We start from the raw sequence: 19,694 nt of genomic DNA, 5'->3' as shown, positions 1-19,694 counted from the left end.
TTGGCAGAGCTGGCTCCTTCCCGGATAAATCCGGTCCCACAAAAGCGATTGGGAGCCAAAGTCATTCCACCCTGGAATGCATATCATAAAAATTATGAATTTTTGTTATTTCGGCAAATGGCTATAGTGGCGATACACGCCCTCGGCGTTTCAGTCGCCACTCAATAACAATGAACATTGGAGCCTGCCATGTCGCTGAAAGAAGAATTCGATAATCCCCAGTTCAAGAAAGGCCTGGAAGTGCGTCGCGAGGTGTTGGGGGCGTCGTATGTGGACAAGTCGGTCGATGAGGTCGAGGACTTCATGATTCCGATGCAGAAGATCACCACCGAATGGTGTTGGGGCGAGGTCTGGACCCGTCCGGGGCTGGAGCGCAAGACTCGCAGTATGCTCAATCTGGCCATGCTCACAGCGCTCAACCGGCCTAACGAGGTGCGTCTGCATGTGCTGGGTGCCTTGAACAACGGCGTGACGCCGGCCGAGATTCAGGAAATTCTTCTGCAGGCCTGTATCTACTGCGGCGTGCCGGCGGCGCTCGACAGTTTCAAGATTGCCAATGAGGTGGTGAAGAAGTTCCAGGCCGATCAGGCCGCAGACCAGGCGTGACCTGAGCGAATCACGTACCGGCACAGGAGCAACACCGGACCATGACGTCTTCCACCGCAATCAGCCCGCCGCCGCAGCTCACCGCACGACAGTGGCGGGCGATGGCGGCGATTCTGGTGTCCATCGCGCTGGCAACGCTGGATATCGCCATTGCCAATACCGCCCTGCCCGCGATTGCGGCGGATCTGAATACGCCACCCGCCGCAGCGGTATGGATCATCAATGCTTATCAGTTGGCGGCGGTGGCGACCCTGCTGCCGCTGGCGGCGTTGGGGGGTGTCATCGGGCCGCGCAAGATTTATCTGGGCGGCATCATTGTGTTTGTCCTGGCTTCAGGGCTGTGCAGTCTGGCGGATTCGTTGGGCACACTGATCGCTGCACGGGTGCTGCAAGGTCTGGGTGCCAGCGCGATCATGAGCGTGAACACCGCTCTGATCGGCCAGATCTTTTCGCGGGAGCATCTGGGGCGCGGGGTGGGCCTGAATGCTCTGGTGGTGGGCACTTCCTTTTCAATCGGCCCCACCGTGGCCTCGCTGGTGCTGTCAGTCGCCAGTTGGCCCTGGCTGTTTGCGATCAACCTGCCCATCGGCCTGTTTGCAGTGGCCTTCGCCTGGAACTCCTTGCCCACAAGCCATAGCCGTGCCGAGCAGCCTTTCGATTACAAGACAGCCTTGCTGAACACGATCACTTTCGGCGCACTCATTTTCGCCCTGGGTCAGGCCGCCCAACTGGCGTCCATGTTCAGCGTACTGGCTGGCCTGGGGGTATTCCTGATCGCCGGTGCCCTGATGTTGCGTCGCGAGCGCCATCATCCGGCCCCGATGTTTCCGCTGGACCTGCTCAAACGCCCGATGTTTGCCTTGTCGGCTCTCACCGCGTTCTGTGTGTTCAGCGCCCAGGGGCTGGCATTTGTGTCGCTGCCGTTCTTTTTTGAACACACGCTGGGCCTTGATCCAATCCAGACCGGCTTTCTGATGACGCCGTGGTCGGTCGTGGTGGCTGCCATCGGCCCCTTTGCCGGGCGGTTGTCGGATCGCTATTCACCGGGCGTGTTGTGCAGCATCGGACTGGCCATCTTGAGTACCGGCATGCTGTCGCTGCTGTGGATGCCCGATCATCCTTCGACCGGCGAAATCGTGGCACGCATGATTTATTGCGGGATCGGGTTCGGGTTTGTTCAAGCCCCCAACCTCAAGGCGATCATGACCAGTGCCCCCAAGGAACGGGCCAGTGGTGCCAGCGGCACTGTGGCCAGTTCCCGCCTGATTGGCCAGGCCACCGGCGCAGCTCTGGTGGCCCTGTGTTTCGGGCTGGTCGGTGAAGGCGGCCCCAGTCTGGCGCTGGCTGTCGGTGCAGGCTTTGCGGCGGCGGGTTGTGTGGCCAGCAGTCTGCGGATGGTGGCTCGATAGCGCCTTCCCGGATAAATCCGGTCCCACAGAGCACGCGGTGAAGATTGCATTCATCGCGTCCGTTGCCTATATTCCCGCCAGGCGCCATCCACGCCCCCATCCGCGGAAAGGGCTGCGCCCAGGATCTTACCTCTCGCATTCGTCACTACGACTCCCGACCTTCAAGCGGACAAGGTTTGTGCAAGGAGATCGTATGCCTACTCGTCCCACATGGTTATCCCACGACGGTCGTATCAACCTTGAGCAGCAGCGCAAGCGCGCCAAGGCGCTTCTGCAGCATCTGAAAAACGGCGCTGCACCTGATGGGCTTTCACTGATTTCACGTGGTCCCTCTTTCGCTTCCCCGACGTTGTCCGATGCTCAATGGCTGATCGCCAGAGAGTTGGGGTTCAGCAGTTGGCCGAAGCTGAAGGCGCACGTGGATGCAGTCGAGTTTGCAGCGCGTCATCCGGATTTCGAGGCCAGTGATGAGGCGCGTACGGTGCATTGGCGATGCGGCAATGACATTGCGCACAGCCTGCAACTGGCGGGTTTCAAGGGTTCGTTTCAGATGCTGACGGACCCGCTGTGCATGGGACCGGTTCAGGATTTGCCTGCCGAGGCGTATCGGGCGCTTCGTGGCCAGTTCATCAGCCAGGCCTTCGGGATGGCGGTGGGCGATACCACGCGCAGGCTCGATGACGAATACACTCACCTCAAGCTACTCGGCAGCGCCGACCACAGCGTTTTGTGGTGTGAAGCGGATGCCTATGATCAGCTTTTCCTGATTCGGGCTTTGGCGGGGCTTGAACGCCTCCCACCTAAACTTGAGCTGATCGAAGTGGACCGTGTACCCGGCATTCAGCGTTTTATCGGCATTGGTCAGTTGGCTCCCGACGTTCTGGCCTGGCTCTGGCCGCAGCGCAGACCGGTCGATGAGGAGGCGCTGCTGTTGGCGCGTCAGGCATGGCTGGCTTATTGCGATGCATCGCCCGTTGCCCTGGCGAAGCTGGCCCACAGTCCGCATGACGCCCTGCCCTTTCTGGCTCCGGCGTTGTTGCGACAGTTACAGGAATTGCCGGGCGTTCGCGACGGTTTATCGCTCACGGAGCGTCTGGCCTTGCAGGTGATAAATGAAGCTGGCTCGATGCCCTTTGCCAGGGTTTTCGCCGAGCTGATGGGTAAGCGCGAGCCGCTGCCCTTTCTCGGGGACATCATGTTTCACGCGATGCTGAGGCCTCTGATCGATACCCCACACCCCTTGCTGATAGAGTCTGAGGGCCACTTGGAATGGCCTCGCCGCCTGCTGACGATTACTGAGTTGGGCAAACAGGTTTTGAGTGGTGCGGCTTATTGGCTGGAGCATGCGACCCATGAGCGCTGGGTTGGTGGGATTTGCATACGTTCCGGTCAGCCTCATTGGGGAATTGATCAGCAGGCGTTGCCAGTTTGGTGTGAATCGTTTTCGGACAGTTGAGAGGCTGAATAGGCCCGCATTAGTGGCGTTCTTTTCACCGGTAATACACGAGAAGCGCTGAAGCGTTTTGAAAACGGCGAGACCTATGACCTGCTCTTCCGCGACCTGATCATACCGGGCGGAATGAACGGGTCAATGCTGCCCGGGGAAGTGAAACAGCGCTATCCGAAAATCAAGGTGCTGCTGACCACAGGTTACGTCGAAAGCTCTATCAAGTGCAGTGACTTGAGCGGTACTGAGTTTGAAGAAGTGCCCAAGCCTTGCATGTCTCACGGAAAGATACGCTAGGTGTTCGATGGCCCTCCCGGGGTAGCCTAGATTTTGTACGTAAAGAGGCTGCGCTCGGTCATGCTGCGTTAAAAACCGGCTCGTGCGCGAGTCCGATCAGAATGCTCATGGACAACCCGTCAAGTCGAGCGAGACTCCAACCGTTTCTCTCCGTTTTTTGCCTTGCCTGACCTTAGCTCGCCGATTTTTCGTAAAAAACCTAGGGATCTGCACGCTCCTACATACCGCAAACCAGCGTGGAGGCGTCCCGAAGCACCAGACCAAGTATTTCAGTTTGCCAATCATCACTGAACAGCGGCAGCCAGGAAAAGAACTTCGGACTGCCGCAAGCCAGCCATCAATGAAGGGGGTCGATACGTGCAACGAGGCTCTGTCGATGGGTACCGATCTCGCCCGTCACATCAGGCCCTTCGTACACCATGGACGTTTCATAATTGGCCCCACCTCCACGCTTTGCGCTGAACCAGTTGAATGAGCCCATGCACAGTAACTGATCATCAGCCATGACGATTTTGCTGTGTACCTTGCGCACGACATGGGACTCGATTTTCTGGCCTCGTAATGCCTGCAAGGCCTGCTTGAGTGCTTCGCCGGGATTGCTTTCCCAATGCGCGCCAAGATTGAAATCCCGATCCGTATAAACCTTCACCTTGATGCCACGTGCAACAGCATCAATCATGGCTTGCCATGCACCGATGTCATGGATCCGCTGCAAAATGATCCACGGCGAAACGATGTGTACTTCGCGTGTTGCAGTAGCCAGGATCTTGAGCAGGAACTGATCGTGGGCCGGGGCATTGATCAGATGCTTCAGAGTTGATCGAGAAGTCTGCAGGTCCTTGCGCGGCTGGTATTGGAATATCAGTTCACTGGCAGGGTCGCGCAGCAGGTATTCAGCCAACAAGCCCCGAGGTTTAGTTTCAGGCACCATGCCGAACAGGTCCATGTCGCCGAATACCAGAAAACTGTCCTTGGCGCGGGATACCGCGACATTCAGCATGCTTGAGCGACGGTCGATGAAACCACCATTGGCGTGTTTGGAATACACCGCCGAAAAGATCACCACGGGGCGCGCGGCTCCTTGGAAGGAATGCACGGTGCCCACCGTCAGTTCACCGTCGCCCTTTCCGGTCCTGATACCGCAAGCATCACATGCCTCGGCGATAGCCTGGGACTGAGCGCCAAAGGGTGTAATGACCCCGACGATCTTCCACAACTCCTCACCATAACGCTCTTCAAGCTGCGAGCGATGGGCGGCGAGCCATTGCGCGATGGTTTCCGCTTCCAGCCGGTTCATCCGGCTCCGGCCGTTCTGCTGTTGGCACATACCATCGACATGCAGATAACCCAATGCTGGTAATCCGCCTTGAGGCTTTTCACCACGTCTGGGCACCAGCTTGCCCTTATAGCAGAGGGCATTGCAGTAATCGACGATCGAATCGTAGCAACGACGATGTTCGTAGAGGAACATGCCGCGCGCCATGTCGGGGTCGTAATGGTAGCGGCTGGCATTCTGGGCAATACGCATCACGCTGCCCGAGGCCGCACTGACACCGGTGTCACAGAGCGCTTCATAAGCTTGGTCGACGCCAACCCGTGGCAACAGCCCGGCGCTCATCAGGTTGCCTATATCCACCGAATCGGGGATCGACCAGATAGGCTCGATTTGCAGGGTATCGCCAATCACCAACGCCTTTTTGGCCAAGGCAAAGGAGGCCCCCGCCACTTCGGGCAGGACCTGGCCGGCCTCATCGACGATCAACAGGTCGATAAGCTCGTACATGTAACTCTCGTCGTGGCCACTGCCGTTATATTTGCTGCCCTTCAGATGGCTGGGCAGCATGAAAAAGGTCGACACCACGCAAGGGGTCAACTTCATCCAACGATGCCAGCGCTTCTCCAGGCTCTTACGACCATTTTTTTTGTGATCTTTCAGAATTTGCGGCAAGGTCTGCTCAAGTTCAAGCAACCAGCGCCCTTCCCAATAATGGGTACTCAACAGGAAAATCGGAAAGCGTATGCGGGTGTCGGTCAGTGCATCGCACTCGCTGAGCGTCATATCGTCGGTCACCGCATCGGCAGGCAACTCCAAAGGCAGCAATGCTCTCTGCCAGTTCGTCAGGCATTGCTGCCGAACCTGCAGCAGGACTTGAGCACTGACGATTCTGGCTTCCTGCGTGGCGACCAGCTCTGTGACAGCCTTACGCCAAGCCACCAGGACATCACTAATTGCCGACACTTTGTTCAGAGATGACAACTGCTCCAGTTGCTCCTCACTGAGCAGAGGCTCTGAGGTCTGCGGATCAAGGTGGTTGAGCTCGATATGCAGGTAAGCCCGCAGCTGACGTTTTTGCTGTATGGGAGCGATCCAGGCAAACAACACGTACCACAGGGGCTCGTCGGCCAGATACTGACGAAATGAGTTTTCCAGAGCCTTGAGCCGGGAGCTTTTTGTCTTGAGCGTCTGTACAGCAGCTCGCACGCTTTCGATAGCAGCATCAGGGTCGTCGCCCCATTCGGACCGAAGTACCTCTCGGGCATCGACAAGCGCATGCCACGAATGCTCGATCGCCTTCAACTCATTGACGCGAGCCTCAAGCGTGCGATGCAGTTGCTGGACTGCTACATCGACCGTAAGCGGCGTAACCTCCGCAAAAGCTACTGCCGCGCGGCTCAACCATTCGCCTTTTGCACGCGTCAGATAGTCCGAGGACTCAGTCTTGGTAAAGAAGCTCTGGCTCTGATACTTGCGTACTGTTTCAGGGTTAGTAGATGAGCTTGCAAAATAGGCCCCGAAACTGTCGACACCCGGTAGCCAGCGTCCGGCAAAAGGGCCATCCCCCTTGGCGAAATCCGAGCCGAAGGCATCGAGAATATTGGTCACAGCCTGGTTGTTGGTGGAACTGGCCACAATCACCGCAGGCTCTCCCTGCGCAAGCGCCGCCTCGGCCCACAATGAGGCAACCACGGATAACAGCAACGTTGTCTTGCCGGTGCCGGGCGGCCCGTTCACCCCCAGAATATCGCCATGGCGAGATGCCAGAAAATGCGCCAGCGCATCACGTTGCTCATCGGCCAAAGCATATTGATCGCTGGCATGTCCGAGTCGCGATGCAAAACCTGAACTTTTCGGCAGACAGGGTTCAGGTCTAAGGGTTACCTGACTGGTATAACGCTCAAAAAGTGGACTGTCAGGGTTCGTATCACGCATATGATCATACAGACGAACGATATGCTGGCTGGCCCCGGATATCTTTTCTTCCTTGAACAGACACCATTCATTGGAACGCTCGTAACCGTTGTCGCCTTGCAGCCAGCCAGGACAGACATTCTCTAGGAAGCGCTCACAAAACTGCAGGTAGGCGGCCCATTGCGAAGCATATTCATCGGCATCCGCAGCCTCGTCATCTTCCGGCGGCTCAAAGGTCGGTAGCGTGTTGACTGCCAGAAAGGTATCCACATCGGAGACATCGCCCAGCGAGAAACAGCCCGATTCCAAGGGTTCGAGAATGTCGCGTGGTATGACGGTATTGGCGGTTGGGAAAAGTTGCCCGTGGCGATTGACCCGCACATGCCCGATCAATGGCGTCACTATCGCATGCATGCCGCTTCGGACTTTACCGTGCTCAAGTCGCGCCCTGAAAACCCAGGGCCGAATAGTGACCTCAATATTCTGGCATCGCTCAGGCTCATCCTTGAACAGGGATTCGACGGTTTCGCTCCCCAGATAGCCCGACTGCAAGGCCTCAGCCGGAAGACCAATATGACCGCTCAGGCCATCAGACTTGAGACCACCGTTATCATTTTCTGCATCGACCAGCGAGTTACGCCAATACTTGGCGAATTTGAGAGCGTTTTCGTTCATCGTCCTGATTCATATTGATCCATTAGCGGGATAGAACCTTAACAGACAAGCAAATGATGCCATATAGCCTCCAGCCCGCATCTCTGTACAAAAACCAGCGAGTCTGCCTGGCTGGTCTATCGTTGAACCTGATCGCCCCATGACGGGACGGCCGTTCGGAAAATGGAGAAGTCTATGAAGAAGCTAGTGATGGCGACATTCGCTACAACGCTGCTGTTGGGCAGTGTCACCAGCCAGGCCTTTGCTGAAAGCGAGCTGGAAAAAGGCGTCCGGCACGATAATCGTGAAGTGGACAAAGGGGTCGAGCATGACGCCAAGGAAGCCGAAAAAGGCCTCAAGCACGATGATGAAGAGCGCCACAAGGCAGACAAGCATGTGGACAAGGAAGTGAAGAAAGATCTCTAGTCCAGAACGAATATCCAAAATCTGGTCGTCAGCCAGTCATGACGACCAGGTCCCCTCACTTCAACGACTCGTCAAGAAACACCATCAAGGCCTGTATCCGTGCAGTGCGGTGTTTGCGCGAAGGCACCAGCAATAGGATCGGCGCGCTCTCGAACGACCAGTCCGCCAATACCCGGACAAGTGCGCCACTCTGGATGGCATCGCTGACATCCCACTGCGAACGCAGGATCAACCCCTGATCCTGCTCGGCCCAGCGTCGAGCAACGCTGCCATCGTTACAGAGCATAGCGGGTTCGATGCGTAGGGTATGCCGGGTGTTCTGTTTACGAAGGTGCCAGAGCGTGACGTCTTCTTCGTTCTCACGAATGCAGATGCAGCGATGGTCCGCCAGTTCCTCCGGAGTCTGCGGTGTGCCATGAGTCTTCAAGTAATGCGGACTGGCACACAGCCAACGTTCGTTCTGCATCAATGTGTGGGCAACCCATGAACTGTCATGAATGCTACCGATGTGGATCACGGCATCGCTGTCATGCCGATCCGGCCAGGGTGTTTCACGCAAGTCCAGGTGCAGACGAAGCCCGGGGTGCAGCTTCGCAAAGCGAGCCAGCATTGGCGCAATGCGCTGACGGCCATAACCGAAAGGCGCTGCGAGCCGCAGGATGCCGCTCAATTGATCGTTTGGTTGTCTGAAGGACTCCGGCAGTGCCTCAAGCTTCTCCAGCAAGGCCACGCTTTCCTTGGCAAAACGTTCTCCTTCGGCTGTCAGGCTCAAGCGTCGGGCATCCCGACTGGCCAGATTGGAGCCCAGCAAAGCTTCTAGCTTGCGCAGGCGCATGGACAGCGCTGGCGGCGATACATTAAGGGCTCTGGCAGCAGCACTTAGCGACTCTGAGCGCGAAAGGGTCACGGCCAGACGCAGGTCTTCGATAGTTATCATTCACTTTATCTTAATCATAGGTAACATTTGATTTAACCATGAATTTACGATCATTCAGTAGAGTGAGGTCCTTCAGCCGCCATTCGAGAACCGATCATGCCCAACGTCCTTTCCGGCCTGGAAACACCTGCTGCAGTCATCGATGTGGCAAGGATGCAGCGCAATATTCAGCGCATGCAGCAACGCATGGAGGGGTTCGGCGTTCGCCTGCGCCCTCATGTCAAAACCAGCAAGTGCCTACAGGTAATCGATGCACAGATTTCGGCGGGAGCCAGTGGTGTCACGGTTTCAACCTTGAAGGAAGCCGAACACTGCTTCGCGGCCGGGATCACCGACATCCTCTATGCCGTCGCCATGGCTCCCGGCAAATTGCCTCAAGCCCTGGCGCTGAAACGTATGGGCTGCAAACTGAGTATCATCACCGACAGCATTGCTGGTGCCCGGGCCATCGTCGCGTTTGCCGGGGGACAAGGCGAAGTCCTGGATGTCTGGATCGAAGTGGACAGCGACGGGCACCGCTCGGGGATCAAGTACGACGACAATTTGTTGCTCGACGTCGCGCAGACATTGCATGACGGAGGTATGCAACTCGTCGGAGTCATGACACATGCTGGCTCCAGTTATGAACTGAATGATGCCGAAGCCCTGCAACGACTGGCCGAGCAGGAGCGCTACCAATGTATCAGTGCCGCCGAACGAATCCGGGCAGCAGGTCTGACATGCCCTGAGGTGAGTATCGGCTCGACGCCTACGGCGTTATCGGCAGCCGATCTGGAAGGAGTGACTGAAGTCCGCGCCGGGGTTTATGTGTTCTTTGATCTGGTGATGCATAACGTGGGCGTGTGCCAAACCGATGAACTGGCCTTGAGCGTACTGACGACGGTCATCGGGCATCAACTGGAAAAAGGTTGGGTGATCACCGACTCAGGCTGGATGGCCATGAGTCGGGACCGTGGCACCCAGCGTCAGCAACAGGATTTTGCCTATGGCCAGGTGTGTCACGAGGACGGCCAATGGATCGACGGCGCTCTGCTGCGCAGCGCCAATCAGGAACACGGCATCGTCACCCTGCAAACCCCGGCAGACAGCGACCTGACCGTCCTCTTCCCGATAGGCAGCCACCTGCGCATTTTGCCGAATCATGCCTGCGCCACAGGTGCGCAATTCCCTCATTACCACGCTCTTGATGCCAATGGCGAAACCCACATCTGGAGTCGCCTCCATGGCTGGTGAACCGATCGGACTGATCCACTCCCCGAACGTCGCCGCACCGGGCGGGCATTATTCACAGGCCGTGCAACATCAAGGTCTGCTATGGATATCCGGACAATTACCGATACGCGCCGATGGCAGCCACAGTGCCGACGAACCTTTCGACACCCAGGCTCGGATTGCCTTGAATAACCTGATGGCGATTCTCGACAAGGCAGACTGCCGCGCCGAAGACCTCCTGAAAGTGACCGTCTACATCGTCGGCATTGAACACTGGCCCGCGTTCGATCAGCTCTATGCCTGCTACCTGGGCCAGCATCGCCCGGCTCGCGCGGTGGTGCCTGTTCCAGTTCTGCATCATGGATACCGGGTTGAAATCGAGGCGGTTGCGCGCTGCGCGGTCTGACCTCACTGCAAGAATCCTGCCCACGCCGACACAAGCAATAGCACCGCCATGCAGCGATTCAATCGCTGCATGGCCTGCGCGGACTTGAGCAACCGCGCCGATCCTGTCCCGAGCAGCGCCCAGCTGGTCATGCAAGGCAGCGATACCAGAAAGAACACCAGCGCCAGGTCCGTCACCGAGCTCTGGCTGAAGACACCCACAACCGCCAGCGCCATCATCCAGGTCTTGGGATTGACGACTTGCAGGCCCGCCGCGCCGATAAAACCGAGACGTTGTGGCTTGTCCGTCTGTTCGAGGGGGTTGGCCGTGTCGCTGAAAATCTTCCCCGCCAGCCAGGTCAACCACGCCACACCGACCACCGACATCAGCGACTGGGCACCCGGCACCTGGACCAGCGAACGCCCGACGCCCGTGCCCACCAGCAGCACCAGGGCCGCCGCGCCCATGCAGCCCCCGAGAATGATCGGCAAGCTGGCACGCAGGCCATAGCGGGCGCTGTTGCTCAGCACCAGAATGTTGGTCGGACCGGGGGTAATCGAGGACACAAAGGCAAACAGCATGAAGGACAGCATGAACACAGGCTCCGCAGGCAAGGAGCCGTTATGCTCGCCCGGCGCAAGGGCCTAGTCTGGAAGGTCTGTGCAATGCTTGCGATAAGCCGAGGGGGTCATGCCATTGGCCCGCAAGAACCATCGCCCCAGATGACTTTGGTCGGCAAAGCCCAGATCGCTGGCGACTTGCGCAGGCCTTGCGCCGGCCGCCAACAACCGACGAGCCTGAGCCAGACGCAATTGCACGAGATAGGCATGGGGCGGCAGACCAAATGCCGACTTGAAGGCCCGAGTCAGGCGGAAACGGTCAACACCACAGGCCTGTGCCAATTCATCGAGCCCCAGATCGCGGCGAAAGTGGGCATGCAGATAATCACGGGCGCGCAAGGCAACCTGCGGCAGACGCGGGTCCTGATGCTGTCGAAGACGCCAGCGCAGATTCCCGGTCAGTCGCTCCAGCAAACCATCCAGCGCGCTCTGCCTGAACAGGCGCGTCTCCTGCGTGTGCAGCGCGGAGAACGCAAACAGCGTGGCGTTGGTCAACCCGGCATCTTGCGTCAGGGTGTTGGCGAACCCGAGCTGATAACCGTCAGGCGCGTCCTCAAACAACGCCGGCAATTCACGGGCCACCCAACCAGGGTCGAGGTACAGCATCCGGTACGTAAAGCCATCCGCGCTGGGCGCATCCCCATCATGAATCTCCCCCGGCTCCAGCATGAACACCTGCCCCGGCGTACTGGCGTAACGTTGCCGCCTGCAATGAAACTGCTGCACCCCTTGCTCCGTGACACCCACCAGGTAGCTGTCATGCCAATGGGGGTCATAGACATGAGCATTACCCTGGAAATGCGCGTGCAGGGTCTCGATACCGGTATCGCGGTCCTGAGCAAGATTGATCCAGTTGTTCTGTGCCATGACGACCTGTGGGCCAGTGGAGGGAGGACTGGCTGTTATCGCGTGAGAGGAAGGCAGAGTCTAGAAGGTTTGTGCGGGAGACGTAAAACGGCCATGACAAACCTTTTCTGCAGGACCGGATTTATCCGGGAACAGGCCGGGCAATCACAGCCAGTGTGCCGTCAGAAAGAATGTCTTCCCGGATAAATCCGGTCCTACCTGCTTCCCGTTTGTTATCCAGTCAGCGACCGGACCTGACGACCTTGAAGATAAATGGCCTGATTGCGGTCGAGCCATGCCTGCTTCATCAGAGGGTGTTCTTGACCCTCTTTTTTCGGCGCTTTTCGACACCTTTTAAAATCAATCACTTACGAAACACGCAGAAAAAAGGGTAAAACTGCGTTTCGTGCATGATTTCTCTTTAAAAACGATGGGTTATTGAGCACAGTGTCTACTTCACTGCCGTGTAGGCAGCTCAGAAATCACTGTCTTATTGAATTCGCTTCGGCACATGCTTCACTGCCGTGTAGGCAGCTCAGAAAAGAGGAAAGTGAAATGCCGATCACGCAACAGCCTTCACTGCCGTGTAGGCAGCTCAGAAATACTCGCGGAGCCTCAAGCGGATTAGACTGTACTTCACTGCCGTGTAGGCAGCTCAGAAAAGATGCAGGGCCATGTGTCGATCGAGGTGCCGCTTCACTGCCGTGTAGGCAGCTCAGAAAATCACCAGCGACTACTCCGGCGGCGAACAGGACTTCACTGCCGTGTAGGCAGCTCAGAAATATGAGACCAAGGAGACCAAGAACCCAGAGGACTTCACTGCCGTGTAGGCAGCTCAGAAAAACGAAGATTACTTTGTTTACGCCACGTGCCACTTCACTGCCGCATAGGCAGCTCAGATGACAGCCTCGCACTTGACGTAGAAAAGACCCACCCGCGAAAACACAGACAGTCCGCAGACTCATCACGTTACCAGAGACAACTCAACGAAGACGGCTGGATGCGCTCTCATACACGTTGCCTCGTTCGCGTCTGCCAACGGCAACCACACTGACAACCAGGCGATTGTCGATGACTTCATAAACCAGACGATAACCAATGGACCGGAGTTTTATCTTGTAGCAACCCGGCATGTCTTTGAGTTTATCGGCCTCGACGCAAGGGTTATCCAGGCGCTCCTTGAGCTTCTTTGCAAATTGCAACTGGATACCACTGCCGAGCTTGTCCCATTCTTTCCTGGCTCGTGCATTGAATTCCAAAGAGTACTTAGTCTTTACCGGCTCCGCCGGCTTCTGCGATGAGGTCATCGATATCTACTCGGACTGTAGGCTCACCGCGTCGCGCACGTACGATCTCAGCCAGCCGCATATCATCAATCAGTTCCAGCATTGCTTCGTACCGTGCAGGAGGCACTGCGTAAAAAGCTGGCTCGTTTCGATTAAGGATCACAACCGTTTCGCCGCCGCCTTCGCGGATGGTGCCCATGGGGTCTTTTTTGAGGTCTGTAACCGACGCTGCAATGTCAGCCAGCACCGCATAAGTCATTGCCATATCCACCTGTCCTCGCTATCTGCGCTGTCTATCGTGCCTGAGCTATCTCTAATGGCCGAGTCATACGGGCTCTCTGTATGGAGCTAATCTGGACTCTCTACTGTCGGGCCTGGCTATCGTGATTAAGGTCTTTTCTTCAAAGGGATAAGGGTGTTCGGACACTGGGTCAAGCGACAGCAGATTAGCACTTATAAAAGCACTCTGAAAAGCACCATTTTAACCATTTACAGTGGCTGGGCACGTCATTGAGCGTGATGCAATGACGTGATGAATCATGGATTCGATTGCTGGATATGCCCCATGTAATATCAGAGATTCCGCAACGGCCCCAACGGGGTATGTGGCGCAAGGTACTGGATGCTTTCGCAACCTGATCGATATGACCCGCTCTTGGTGAAATGGCCTGATCAGAGGGTATTCTGGACCCTCTTTTTTCAGGCTCTTTCAACACCCTTTAAAATCAATCAGTTACGAAACCCGCAGAAAAAAGGGTAAAACTACGTTTCGTGCATGATTTTTCTTTAAAAACGATGGGTTATTGAGCACAGTGTCTACTTCACTGCCGTATAGGCAGCTCAGAAAAAGCGCATATTCGACCGACCCGACGCGGTCTTCTTCACTGCCGTATAGGCAGCTCAGAAAAGATCCAAGTTGTACTTCTCGCGAGACGAAAGCTTCACTGCCGTATAGGCAGCTCAGAAAATCAACCTCGTAATCTGCGCTGCTTACCTCTCCTTCACTGCCGTATAGGCAGCTCAGAAAGCCATGGGTCTGGATGATGGAGTTGCGAATGCCTTCACTGCCGTATAGGCAGCTCAGAAAATCGAGAACTGCTGTGCGTACCTTCACAACTTCTTCACTGCCGTATAGGCAGCTCAGAAAATCGAGAACTGCTGTGCGTACCTTCACAACTTCTTCACTGCCGTATAGGCAGCTCAGAAATGCACGGTCGGCATCGACCCGGTGAGTCAGACCTTCACTGCCGTATAGGCAGCTCAGAAAACGCAGGCTTGAAGCTGCCATCCCAGACGCCGCTTCACTGCCGTATAGGCAGCTCAGAAACAATTCTGAATCACGCCAGCCCGGCAATGCCGCTTCACTGCCGTATAGGCAGCTCAGAAAAACGTCATCGACGGTAAATTCAATTACTCGGGCTTCACTGCCGTATAGGCAGCTCAGAAACGGTACCAGCATGGCGCAAGGAGAGAGTCATGCTTCACTGCCGTATAGGCAGCTCAGAAATGCCGCCGAGTGGTATCACCCATGACCTGCAGCTTCACTGCCGTATAGGCAGCTCAGAAAGATCGTGTTTGGTATCAAACTCAGTTGGACCACTTCACTGCCGTATAGGCAGCTCAGAAAGAAGCAATGGCCGCGGCTGGCAGCGATATTGCCTTCACTGCCGTATAGGCAGCTCAGAAAGTCCAGGTTCTCCTGGTTGCGGATCCGCTGACCTTCACTGCCGCACAGGCAGCCATAACCAAATCAATCTCCCCCCACTCGCCTCCATCCGTAGCCCCGGTCCCACAAGAATAACGGAATGCTCTCTCGGCCAGACCATTGACCCCCCATCCTGAAAAACCCGAGACGCGGCATTACGCTATCGGCTATATATGTAGCCCTCATATGGCATAACGCCTCTATTGGTTCGATTCATGGATGACATCAGTTCTTCGGATCTCAAGACGATCCTGCACTCCAAGCGTGCGAATATTTATTACTTGCAGCATTGCCGGGTATTGGTGAATGGCGGGCGGGTCGAGTATGTGACCGACGCGGGCAAGCAGTCGCTTTACTGGAATATCCCCATCGCCAATACCACGACGGTGTTGTTGGGCACCGGTACTTCGGTGACTCAGGCAGCCATGCGAGAACTGGCCAAGGCCGGTGTATTGGTCGGTTTCTGTGGCGGTGGCGGGACGCCGCTGTTCAGTGCCAATGAAATCGATATCGAGGTCGCCTGGTTCTCGCCGCAAAGCGAATATCGCCCGACCGAGTACCTGCAACAGTGGGTTGCGTTCTGGTTCAAGGACGATCTGCGTCTGGAAGCCGCCAAGGCGTTTCAACGTTTGAGGCTGGAGCACATCCGTCGCCAGTGGTGTCAGCACAAGGCCTTCGACAAGGCCGGGTTCACTGTGGACGCCGCCGAACTCGACGCGATATTGGCTCAATCCCTTGCAGCCCTCGATAACGCCCCGGACCATACCTTTCTGCTGACGGAGGAGGCCCGGCTGACCAAACGCCTGTTCAAGCTGGCCGCGAACGCCATGAAATATGGCGACTTCACTCGGGCCAAGCGTGGCACCGGCGGCGACCCGGCCAACCGGTTTCTCGACCATGGCAATTACCTCGCCTATGGCATGGCCGCGACCGCCACCTGGGTGCTCGGCCTGCCTCATGGCCTGGCGGTGCTGCATGGCAAGACCCGTCGCGGCGGGCTGGTGTTCGACGTGGCCGATCTGGTCAAGGATGGGCTGATTCTGCCGCAGGCCTTTATCTCGGCCATGCGTGGCGACGATGAGCAAGCGTTTCGACAGGCCTGCATCGAAAATCTGACTCGCAGCGAAGCCCTGGACTTCATGATCGACAGCCTCAAGGACATTGCGCAAAGACTGGGGGCGTCAGTCGTTTGAATATTCTGCTGATCTGCCAGTGCGACAAACGAGCCCTCGTCGAAACCCGCCGTATTCTGGATCAGTTTGCCGAGCGTCGGGGTGACCGGACCTGGCAAACGCCGATCACGCAGGCGGGGCTCGACACATTGCGCCGCCTGCTGAAAAAGACAGCACGTCGCAACACGGCTGTGGCCTGTCACTGGATAAGAGGGCTGGACCACAGCGAATTGTTGTGGATCGTCGGCGATGCCAGCCGCTTCAACGAGCAAGGCGCAGTGCCCACCAACATCACCCGTCGCAATGTGCTGCGCAAAGGCGATGAAAACGACTGGCACACCGCTGAAGACATCACCTTGCTCGCACAAATGGCGGCGCTGCTGCATGACCTTGGCAAATCCAGCATCGCCTTCCAGCAGCGGCTGCGCACACCCGTGCGGGAGAAAAACCTTTATCGCCACGAGTGGGTGTCGTTGCGTCTTTTTCTGGCCTTTGTCGGCCAGGATACCGATGAGGTCTGGCTAAGACGTCTGGCTGAACCGACTGCACAAGACGATGCTCACTGGCTGGAGCACGGCCGTTACCTGCGTGATGGCATCGATGCCCACACGCCTGCGCCCTTTCAAAATCTGCCACCGCTGGCAGCAGCGATTGCCTGGCTGGTGGTCACCCATCACCGTCTGCCAGTGCTGCCGTGGAATGATAAAGAAGTCCCAGGATGGTTTGGCAAGAAAGTCCAGTTGTTCAATATGAAACAACTTCCCAATCTGCTTGAAAGCGTCACCCATGAGTGGAATGAGGTGAAACGCCCCGCCGCCCCCAATGAAATCGAAGCCTACTGGCAGTTTGAGCATGGCTTGCCGGTCACGCTTCCCAAATGGCGTGCCCAGGCGGCCAAGCTGGCGACTCGATTGCTGGCCCTGAACGGCAAGGCTGGCAAAGGCGACTGGTTGAACAACCCGTATGTCATGCACCTGGCACGCCTGAGCCTGATGCTGGCGGACCATCATTACTCCAGCCTCAAGGCGGACTCGAAAGAGCGTATCAAAGGCGATGTGCAATGCGTGCTTTATGCCAATACAGAGGACGGCAAGCCCAAGCAAACGCTGGATGAACACCTCTTGGGCGTGGCGCGCCTCACCGGAACCATCGTCCACGGTTTGCCAGGCTTCGAGCGTCATCTGCCACGCCTTGCCCGCCACAAAGGGTTGCGCAAGCGCAGTGGCTCAGAACGCTTTCAGTGGCAGGACAAGGCCACCGATGCTGCCGTCGGCCTGCGTGCCCAGTCCGTCGAGCAAGGGGCGTTCATCATCAACATGGCGTCCACCGGTTGCGGCAAAACGCTGGCCAACGCCCGCATCATGAACGCTCTGGCCGATCCACAACTGGGGTTTCGCTGCACCTTTGCGCTGGGGCTGCGCACGCTGACTCTTCAGACCGGTGCCAGTTATCGTAAGGACCTGCACCTGAGGGATGACGAACTGGCCGTGCATGTTGGCGGCTCCGCCAGCCGGGCGCTGTTCGAGTTTCATCAGGAACAGGCCGAGAAAACCGGCTCCAGCTCAGTGCTGGACCTGATCGAGGAAGACAGCCACGTTCTGTACGAAGGCCAATTGGCCGATCATGGCCTGTTGTCCAAAGCCATGGACAATCAGCAGATACGCTCGCTGCTCACCGCCCCCATGCTGGTCTGCACCCTCGACCATTTGATGCCCGCCACCGAAGCACAGCGGGCAGGCCGCCAGATCGCGCCCATGCTGCGCATGATGAGCAGCGATCTGGTGCTCGACGAACTGGATGATTTCGACCTTGCCGACCTGCCCGCCCTGACCCGCCTGATGCACTGGGCGGGCATGCTGGGCACACGCGTGCTGCTGTCGTCGGCAACACTACCGCCCGCGCTGGTCGATGGCATGTTCCAGGCCTATCGTGCAGGGCGTTTACACTATCGCCGCAATCGCGGCACTCATGACCAGCAGACTTATCCGCCCTCCGAAGTGGCCTGCCTGTGGGTGGATGAGTTTTCCGCACACAGCGCAACCTGTGGCGACCCTCAGCACTTTCTTCGAGAACATGAAGCCTTTGTGGAGCGTCGCGTCGAAGCGCTGGGCAAAGAAGAGCCACGTCGATGCGGCGAACTGATACCTCTGAATATCACGGTCAAAAAGCCAGAGGCCATTCGTGCCGACTTCGCCAGTCATGTGGGCAACGCCATGCTGCAAGCACACGCACGACATGCCGAAACCTGCCCGCGCAGTGGCAAACGGGTGAGCTTCGGGCTGGTACGCATGGCCAATATCGAACCGCTGCTCGATGTGGCGCTGGCGTTGTTTCAAGCCGGAGCCACAGAAGATCACCACATTCACTTATGCGTGTATCACTCGCGCTTTCCGCAATTACTGCGCTCCGCCATCGAGGCACAACTGGACAGCAGCCTGAACCGACGCAAGCCGGAAGCGGTTTATGACGTGCCGGACATTCGACGGGCCATCGATCAGTATCCGGAACACAATCACCTGTTTGTGGTGCTCGGCTCGCCGGTAACCGAGGTCGGGCGCGATCATGACTATGACTGGGCCATCGTGGAGCCTTCGTCCATGCGCTCACTCATTCAACTGGCCGGGCGTATACAGCGCCATCGCAACAAGCCGTGCCAGTCGCCCAATGTGTTTATCTTCGATACCAACCTGCGGCACTTCGAGCAGCCGCAAGACGCAGCGTTTGTTCGGCCTGGTTTCGAGAGCACGAGCAAGGTGCTAAGCGATCCCTTCCGGCTGACCAAACACCGGCTCGGCAATCTATTGCAAGAAAACGAATACAAGCTGCTGACCGCCCGCCCCCGAATCCAACCGCGCCCGATTCAAGAACAACAGGCCAAAACCAGCCTGGTCGATCTGGAACATCAGCGGCTCACGGCACAAATGCTGCCCAAGGATCATAGTCAGGCATTACAACCGACAAAGCGTGGCGTCAAACCGCAGGTACTCGATCTGGATGCTGCCTGTGCCTGGCAGTACCCGCAGGCTTCATTGACCTGGGCGCTACCTCAACAACAGCCCTTCCGCGAACAGACTACCCCGGAAACCGAACTGCTGTTTCTGCCCGACGACGATGAGGAACAGCTTTTGTTGAACCGCATTCATGAAGAGGCCAAACGCGGTAAACCGGCGATTCATACCCTCGCCCAAGGCGACCTAACGCTTATCGACCTCGACAACCAGCTTGGCCCACGCATAACGCCTTGGGGTCGGCACGATTTGATGGCGTTGCTGGTAGAGCAGGCCGAAGCCCAAGACATGGAACTCAAGAAATGCGCCGAGAAATTTACCTCGGTCAGTGTGCATGAGAGCAAGTTTGGGTGGCGGTATCACCCGGTTTTGGGCTTTGGAAAATCCAGAAACGAATAAGAGACAAGACAAAGGAAGGCATATGCAGCTAACGAGTGACCACAACGAAACCACAAGACGGGCATCCGCCAAGTCGATTTTTAAAGGTTCCGAAC

14 protein-coding genes, 1 pseudogene and 2 CRISPR repeat arrays are annotated in these 19,694 nt (G+C 57.1%); of the genes and pseudogenes, 9 read left to right on the top strand and 6 right to left on the bottom strand.

The window, feature by feature from the left end; all coding sequences use genetic code 11:
• Nucleotides 1–189: 189 nt before the first annotated feature.
• From ACIPY9_RS01750 to ACIPY9_RS01735, 4 genes and pseudogenes are all read left to right on the top strand, one after another.
• Nucleotides 190–606 (top strand): carboxymuconolactone decarboxylase family protein, encoded by a 417-nt coding sequence (locus tag ACIPY9_RS01750; protein WP_400696549.1) that lies wholly within the window; start codon nt 190–192, stop codon nt 604–606.
• 41 nt (nt 607–647) lie between these two features.
• Nucleotides 648–2,015, top strand: a complete 1,368-nt coding sequence (locus ACIPY9_RS01745; RefSeq protein WP_400696548.1) for an MFS transporter — start codon at nt 648–650, stop codon at nt 2,013–2,015.
• A 193-nt stretch (nt 2,016–2,208) separates the two neighbouring features.
• Entirely contained in the window at nt 2,209–3,471 is a 1,263-nt protein-coding gene (locus ACIPY9_RS01740; protein ID WP_400696546.1) for a DUF1835 domain-containing protein, read from the top strand.
• 42 nt (nt 3,472–3,513) lie between these two features.
• Nucleotides 3,514–3,759 (top strand): annotated as a pseudogene (locus ACIPY9_RS01735) (hybrid sensor histidine kinase/response regulator); the annotation flags it as partial.
• A gap of 337 nt (nt 3,760–4,096) precedes the next feature.
• Here ACIPY9_RS01735 and ACIPY9_RS01730 read toward each other — a convergent pair.
• Entirely contained in the window at nt 4,097–7,624 is a 3,528-nt protein-coding gene (locus ACIPY9_RS01730; protein ID WP_400696544.1) for an AAA domain-containing protein, read from the bottom strand.
• A gap of 174 nt (nt 7,625–7,798) precedes the next feature.
• Here ACIPY9_RS01730 and ACIPY9_RS01725 point away from each other — a divergent pair, with 174 nt between their 5' ends.
• The gene (locus tag ACIPY9_RS01725; protein WP_400696543.1) at nt 7,799–8,029 is read left to right on the top strand and encodes a hypothetical protein; all 231 of its coding nucleotides are present in this window, start codon (nt 7,799–7,801) and stop codon (nt 8,027–8,029) included.
• A 55-nt stretch (nt 8,030–8,084) separates the two neighbouring features.
• On the opposite strand, the gene ACIPY9_RS01720 is transcribed toward ACIPY9_RS01725, so the two are convergent.
• On the bottom strand, nt 8,085–8,966 hold the full coding sequence (locus tag ACIPY9_RS01720) for a LysR family transcriptional regulator (RefSeq protein ID WP_400696541.1): 882 nt from the start codon (nt 8,964–8,966) through the stop codon (nt 8,085–8,087).
• A gap of 96 nt (nt 8,967–9,062) precedes the next feature.
• On the opposite strand from ACIPY9_RS01720, the gene ACIPY9_RS01715 reads away from it, so the two are divergent.
• Together ACIPY9_RS01715 and ACIPY9_RS01710 are read left to right on the top strand one after the other, a co-directional pair.
• The gene (locus ACIPY9_RS01715; RefSeq protein ID WP_400696540.1) at nt 9,063–10,199 is read left to right on the top strand and encodes a DSD1 family PLP-dependent enzyme; all 1,137 of its coding nucleotides are present in this window, start codon (nt 9,063–9,065) and stop codon (nt 10,197–10,199) included.
• Entirely contained in the window at nt 10,189–10,584 is a 396-nt protein-coding gene (locus tag ACIPY9_RS01710; RefSeq protein WP_400696539.1) for a RidA family protein, read from the top strand. The genes ACIPY9_RS01715 and ACIPY9_RS01710 overlap by 11 nt, the downstream gene beginning before the upstream one ends.
• A gap of 2 nt (nt 10,585–10,586) precedes the next feature.
• Here the strand turns inward: ACIPY9_RS01710 and ACIPY9_RS01705 are convergent, their stop codons facing one another.
• The 4 genes from ACIPY9_RS01705 to ACIPY9_RS01690 form a co-directional block, all read right to left on the bottom strand.
• On the bottom strand, nt 10,587–11,156 hold the full coding sequence (locus ACIPY9_RS01705; RefSeq protein WP_400696537.1) for a LysE family translocator: 570 nt from the start codon (nt 11,154–11,156) through the stop codon (nt 10,587–10,589).
• A 51-nt stretch (nt 11,157–11,207) separates the two neighbouring features.
• Nucleotides 11,208–12,050, bottom strand: coding sequence for an AraC family ligand binding domain-containing protein (locus tag ACIPY9_RS01700; RefSeq protein ID WP_400696536.1), 843 nt, complete (start codon nt 12,048–12,050; stop codon nt 11,208–11,210).
• A gap of 433 nt (nt 12,051–12,483) precedes the next feature.
• A CRISPR array of direct repeats spans nt 12,484–12,931; the repeat unit is 28 nt; unit sequence CTTCACTGCCGTGTAGGCAGCTCAGAAA.
• Between the two features lie 81 nt (nt 12,932–13,012).
• Nucleotides 13,013–13,336: a type II toxin-antitoxin system RelE/ParE family toxin gene (locus ACIPY9_RS01695; protein ID WP_400696534.1), complete on the bottom strand. Its 324-nt coding sequence runs from the start codon at nt 13,334–13,336 to the stop codon at nt 13,013–13,015.
• Entirely contained in the window at nt 13,296–13,574 is a 279-nt protein-coding gene (locus ACIPY9_RS01690; protein ID WP_400696839.1) for a type II toxin-antitoxin system Phd/YefM family antitoxin, read from the bottom strand. Before ACIPY9_RS01690 ends, ACIPY9_RS01695 begins: the two co-directional genes overlap by 41 nt.
• A 560-nt stretch (nt 13,575–14,134) precedes the next feature.
• Nucleotides 14,135–15,062: a CRISPR direct-repeat array (repeat unit 28 nt; unit sequence CTTCACTGCCGTATAGGCAGCTCAGAAA).
• A 173-nt stretch (nt 15,063–15,235) separates the two neighbouring features.
• Here ACIPY9_RS01690 and cas1f point away from each other — a divergent pair.
• Complete coding sequence (gene cas1f, locus ACIPY9_RS01685; RefSeq protein WP_400696533.1) at nt 15,236–16,213, top strand: type I-F CRISPR-associated endonuclease Cas1f; 978 nt, start codon at nt 15,236–15,238, stop codon at nt 16,211–16,213.
• Entirely contained in the window at nt 16,210–19,599 is a 3,390-nt protein-coding gene (cas3f, locus tag ACIPY9_RS01680) for a type I-F CRISPR-associated helicase Cas3f (RefSeq protein WP_400696531.1), read from the top strand. Before cas1f ends, cas3f begins: the two co-directional genes overlap by 4 nt.
• The last annotated feature ends 95 nt before the right edge of the window (nt 19,600–19,694 follow it).

Origin of the sequence: Pseudomonas sp. NPDC089734, from assembly GCF_044748865.1 — a bacterium.
Taxonomy (GTDB): domain Bacteria; phylum Pseudomonadota; class Gammaproteobacteria; order Pseudomonadales; family Pseudomonadaceae; genus Aquipseudomonas.
Note: the sequence above shows the minus strand (reverse complement) of the source record. Positions and strands in the feature narration are given on the sequence as shown.